Source organism: Arthrobacter sp. UYCu712 (genome assembly GCF_040547005.1).
GTDB lineage: Bacteria > Actinomycetota > Actinomycetes > Actinomycetales > Micrococcaceae > Arthrobacter.
Genome location: NZ_JBEPOZ010000054.1, coordinates 1 through 5,102 on the forward strand (window position 1 = coordinate 1; position 5,102 = coordinate 5,102).

General features: G+C 62.3%; 6 protein-coding genes and 1 pseudogene. All 7 read right to left on the reverse strand.

Going from position 1 to position 5,102, the window contains the following annotated elements:
* Positions 1–65: 65 nt before the first annotated feature.
* Positions 66–302, reverse strand: a complete 237-nt coding sequence (locus ABIB51_RS22945) for a PDDEXK nuclease domain-containing protein (protein ID WP_354191692.1) — start codon at positions 300–302, stop codon at positions 66–68.
* A 114-nt stretch (positions 303–416) separates the two neighbouring features.
* A complete protein-coding gene (locus ABIB51_RS22950; protein WP_354191686.1) occupies positions 417–1,439 on the reverse strand; it encodes a site-specific integrase in 1,023 nt (340 codons plus the stop codon).
* Positions 1,440–1,898: 459 nt separating this feature from the next.
* Positions 1,899–2,255, reverse strand: a complete 357-nt coding sequence (locus ABIB51_RS22955) for a DUF202 domain-containing protein (RefSeq protein WP_354191688.1) — start codon at positions 2,253–2,255, stop codon at positions 1,899–1,901.
* Between the two features lie 3 nt (positions 2,256–2,258).
* Positions 2,259–2,660 carry a YidH family protein gene (locus tag ABIB51_RS22960; protein ID WP_354191689.1) on the reverse strand — a complete coding sequence of 134 codons (402 nt, stop codon included), beginning with the start codon at positions 2,658–2,660 and terminating at the stop codon, positions 2,259–2,261.
* Positions 2,661–2,711: 51 nt separating this feature from the next.
* The gene (locus ABIB51_RS22965) at positions 2,712–2,900 is read right to left on the reverse strand and encodes a hypothetical protein (RefSeq protein ID WP_354191690.1); all 189 of its coding nucleotides are present in this window, start codon (positions 2,898–2,900) and stop codon (positions 2,712–2,714) included.
* 54 nt (positions 2,901–2,954) lie between these two features.
* Positions 2,955–3,863, reverse strand: coding sequence for a formylglycine-generating enzyme family protein (locus ABIB51_RS22970; RefSeq protein WP_502916200.1), 909 nt, complete (start codon positions 3,861–3,863; stop codon positions 2,955–2,957).
* 124 nt (positions 3,864–3,987) lie between these two features.
* A pseudogene (locus ABIB51_RS22975) lies at positions 3,988–4,968 on the reverse strand (sulfatase/phosphatase domain-containing protein); the annotation flags it as partial.
* Positions 4,969–5,102 lie beyond the last annotated feature (134 nt).

The window sequence follows — 5,102 nt, forward strand, 5'->3', positions numbered from 1 at the left end:
AGTGAATTTACGTCTTGTCGTGCTCACAAGAACACCTTCCCGCAGAATCCAAGGATCCCGCTACTTCAGGTGTCCACCAACAGAGGGTAACCCCACTGCTGTTCGGCCGCGGGGAGTTTGTCGTAGGTGTAGGCTGCGAGGGCCATGGGGGACGTTGAACGGCCGAGGCTGTAGCGGACGCTGCGGTCGTTCTTCGTACCGCAGATCAGGATGCCGACGGTTTCGTTGTGATAGTCACGGCGGAGCACGTCGTCAACGACGGCGACGTAAAAGTTAAGCTTGCCGGCCTTATGCGCAGCTATCCATAACGCCGGTTATGCGCAGTGGGATGTTATGCAACGGTCGTCGTTGGCGCTGGCTTGTTGACGCCGGTTGCTGCAGGGTTTTGTGGCATAACGCCCACGCTCTCTTGGTGGTCAGCGTCCGAGGTTTGTTAGCCAGGTGAGCATGTCTTTGTTCTGGTGCCAGAGGGGCATGGCTTCGGGTGGGGTGACGTTGGTGAAGGCGCTTTGGAGCGCTTGCCGTTTCATCTCGCCGTCGATTCGGGCGTAGATCTCGGTGGTTCTGAGGTCGGCGTGGCCGAGGATGTCTCGGATGTAGACGAGGTTGACCCCGGCTTGAAGCAGATGCATCGCCTTGGTGTGTCTGAGGGTGTGAGGCGAGATCCTGTTCGGCAGTGCCGCGGAGTCGGCTAACCTCGCGGCGGTTACGTGCTTGTCGGGGATGTAAGCGATGCCGCTTCGAGTCATCTTCATTCCTCCGCGGTTGGGGAACAGAGATCGGGACCTGCTGGCGGGCCCCGTGAGGTCAGCGCCGTGGGCGTAACGCTGAACCAGAGCGGCTGTCGGGGACATCAGCGGAACGATCCGGGTCTTACCACCTTTGCCGGTGAGTTTGACTGTTGCGGGAGCATCGGTCCTGAGGTCGCCGAGGGTCAGGTCGGCTATCTCTTGGACCCTGGCGCCGGTGTCGTAGATAAGCGCCAGCAGTGCGAGGTCGCGTCGCCCAGCGGGCCTGCTGGTATCGGGCTGGTCCAGGATCAGCCGGATCCCGTCGAGCGAGAGGTGGCCCGGTGAGGCGGTGGCGGTCTTCTTCTTGGGTATCGCCAGGACCCGCTGGTACTGTCCGATCCGTTCGATGTCCCGGGCTTGTAGGTAGCGGCAGAATGATCGGATCGCGGCCAGACGTTGGTTGCGGGTCGATGGGCCGCAGCCCCGTTCGGCCTGGAGCCAAGCCCGGAAGCGCTCGACGAGTTCTTTGGTCAAGAGGTCACACGTCATGTGGTCGGGGGTGATGTCCTCGTGGGCCTGGCAGTATCTGAGGAACAAGATGAATGTGTCTCGGTAAGACTTGATGGTGTTCGTCGCTGAGCCGACCTCGCCGGGCAGGAAGCGGGCGAGGAACTCGCTGAGGTAGTACTGGAAGTCATGGGTGCTCATTCGGGATCGCCTCCTGGGATGACGCGGGAGGCGATGGCGCTAACGGCGGCGGTGACTTCGGGGAAGATGTCCGGGATCAGGCGGACGTATTGGCCGGTCGCCGTGACCGAGGCATGGCCGAGGTAGGTCGCCAGGGTCGGTAGGGCCCCTCTGGGGTTTGTGCGGTGAAAAAAGCTCCTGGTGTGGCACCCCCACCGGTTTTATGTCTTTACTGCCCAACCCCAGGCCCTCAATGCGACGAGACCGCCTGCAACGGATCATCGACCAAGTGCACCCACCCGCCAAGGCCTTGGAACGTAACGTGAGATTCAGCCATCCTGCGGTCGAAATCGGCTACGCCCACTGCGTTTCTTCTAAGGTCTCACCACTGCGGTTTCGGCTCTCTCACGTGCCCGACGGGGTTCGGTGCATGGTTCTGGTGTGTTTCACTCCCCTGTGGCTCCATGTCTCAACTGTGAGTCAGAGCCCTGAGCCATCGTCGAGGGGCAGAAACAGGACAGTGTAGATGCCCAAGGCGGCAAGGATCATGACACTGGCTGCCACGGCGGTTGTGGAGGCAACGTCCGCGGGCATGCTTTCCCGCCGCATCCCGTGGACGGCCCGGAGGAAACGCCGCTTACGGGTGACGTTGATGCCCAGTGCGGTGATAACGGCGGCGGCGACCAGGGTACCGACAAACCATCCATGATGTGGCATCCAGCGCAGAAAGACCGCGGCGGCCACGATCAGGGACATTGTGGTGCGGCGCCAGGCGAGATCTGTCCGCTCAGGCTGGAGACCGGCGTCGTCGTGCCTGGGCGTGTTCCGCCGGCGCATCCTTCAGCCCTGCCGGACGAGAACAAACGCGACCATCATGCCAGCGACCAGAGCACCTCCGGCGGCCAGGACGGGCGCGATCCAGGGCAGCGGCAGCGGCGTTTTGTGACGCATGGAGCGTTCGACATTGAGCCAACGGAAGAATGAGCCACCACTGAGCATGAGAGCCAGCAGCAGGAGGAGCACAGCGGTGGTCTTCCTCAACTCCGGGCCAAACAGGTTCCCCATGAACGCCTCAACGGCGACACCGCCTGCCAGCAGGGCCAGGGCGGTGCGTATCCAGGCAAGGAAAGTGCGTTCATTGGCCAGCGTGAACCGCGGGTCAGGCTCGCTGCCGCCCTGAAGAAGCTTGGCGGAGTAACCCGTGCGCCCGCCTCCTTCGGCTCCGTCGGAATCCACTGCCATTTTACTGTCCTTCCTGCTGATGCTGACGTCGTTCCGCGCCCATACCTGCTCTCACTGAAGTCTCCTGCGGACTAATCCGGTGGGGACCTGCGGGTGGGCTCTCACCACGAACTTATTCTTGCCTAGCGGCGTGATCAGGATCCCGACGCTGTGGGCGTTGGCCGCTATGGACACGGTATCTATCGCGGCCTTCAGTGCCGCGTCCTCGGACATTCCGTCGGCAACAGTTACTTCAATCATTCCAGGCGCCTGGCCGTCATGCCTTTCGTGGGCTTTTTCTAGCTGGTTCATGGCTTAGCGGCTGACGGTGCGGAAACCAAGGTTGCTGCTCGCGGACTCTGGGGTATTGGCTGACCTGGCAGAGTTCCGGTACCGGTTGCAGTAGGAGTCGTGGCAGAGGAAGGAGCCGCCCCGCATCACTCGGACAGCCCCGCCTGCCGGGCCTTGAGGGTCGTTATGCGGTGAGCGGCGGTAGTAATTGGCGTCGAACCAGTCAGAGCACCACTCCCAGACGTTTCCGACCGCCTGCCACAACCCGTACCCATTCGGCGCAAAGCTTCGCACAGGGGCGCTGGTGAGCCAGCCGTCCTCCGTGGTGTTCTGGTCAGGGAAGCGTCCTTGCCAGATGTTGCATTGCCAGGACCCGGCCTCGCTCATGAGCTCGTTGCCCCAGGGGAACCGTGCGCGCTCCAGCCCTCCGCGTGCCGCGAACTCCCACTCCGCTTCGGTAGGCAGGCGCCGGCCAACGTGTTCGCAGTAGGCCTGGGCATCGTTCCACGAGACGTGGACCACGGGGTGGTCCCACAGTCCGTCTAGCGAGGATCCCGGTCCGTGAGGATGACGCCAGCCCGCTCCCTTGACTCCGTACCACCACGGTGTCTGCGGGGGCCGGCCGATGACCGCGTCGGCCGGCCCTGTGAAGGCGAGGTGGAAGACCGCGGAGTAGCCAGCGAGCTCGGACTCAGTCTCGTAGCCGCTTTCCTCCACGAATGTGGCGAAATCTCGGTTGGTGACGGTCGTGGCGTCTATGGCAAAAGACCTGACCTGCACCTCATGAAGAAACGCTTCTCCATCAGCGGCGTTGCCGTCTCCCGCCGAATCGCCCATCAGGAAGGAGCCGGCCGGTACCGCGGCCTGCTCTATTGAGTGGCGCGTGGTTTTCGGTGCGGAGCGCGGAAGCTTCCCGTTCGGCACCGCCGCGATGGTCGACGGAAGCGACGCGGCGTGCAGGCTTTGAGGGCCACAGCAGGAGGCCCCTGCTACTGTCCCCTGCTGCGATGCGTCGGCCCGGTGTCGTATCGACTGAAGCGGAAGGTGCAGTTCCAACCTAGGCTCCGTGGGGTACGGGCTGGGAGGGGTGAGGTGCATCCGCCAGTCTGGCTTGTTCGCGCCACATAGCTGTCTTCATTTCCTCGATGATGGCTTTGTACTCTGCCCGGCCATAGGCGTTGTCCAGTTCTGCCGGGTCGGCAAGGACGTCGTAGAACTCCCATTCCGGGGCGTAGGTCGAGGGTCCGCAGCCAGGGATTCCCATCCCATCGTTGTAGAAGTAGATGAGTTTGTACCTGTCAGTCCGGTAGCCGTAATGGGCCGGCGCTTTGTGGAACATGTCATCGTGCTCCCAGTAGCGGTAGTACATGCCGGCCGGTTGCGGTGTCTCGGGAGCTCCAAGCAGGTCCGGCCAGTAACTCCGCCCCTGCATCCTAGGGTTGTGCGGGACATTGGCCGCGTCCAGGATGGATTGGGCCATATCAACGTTGGTCACGATGCCGTCGTATGTTTGTCCGCCTGCGATTGCACGCGGGTAGGACATGAGGAAGGGCATGCGGAGGGACTCCTCGTACATGAACCTTTTGTCGAACCACCCGTGGTCACCCAGGAAGAAGCCCTGGTCCGAGGTGTACATCAGCACGGTGTCGTCGAAGTCGCCCCGGTCCTTCAGAAAGTCAATGACACGGCCGACGTTTTCGTCCACGGAGTGCACGCAGCGCAGGTAGTCCTCCATGAACCGCTGGTACTTCCACAGCTCCACTTCCTCCTGGCTGAGGTTTTCCGGCGGGTCAACCTTCAGATCTTCCTGGGTGAGATGTTCGGCGATGCGCATCGCCGCCCTCCGCGCAGACGCTGACCGACCTTCCAGTCCGTCAGTAAAGGTGGCCGGAACTGGAATGGGTTCCGTGTAAAGGTTGGCGTGCTCGGGTTTCGGCTCCCAGGGCCGGTGCGGCGCCTTGTGGTAGATCAGGACGCACCAGGGGTCATCTCCAGGCAGTGTGTCGACCCAGCGGAGGGCAAGGTCGGTGATGATGTCCGTCGCGTACTGGTTGGGCCCCCGTTAGCAGTCCAGCGGTTATGCGATAGCTAATTGGTTTTCTTGCGTCCAGGTTTCCCAGTAGCGTTTCGGCGTCATGCCGTCCAGGGATCCGTGGGGCCGTTCATGATTGT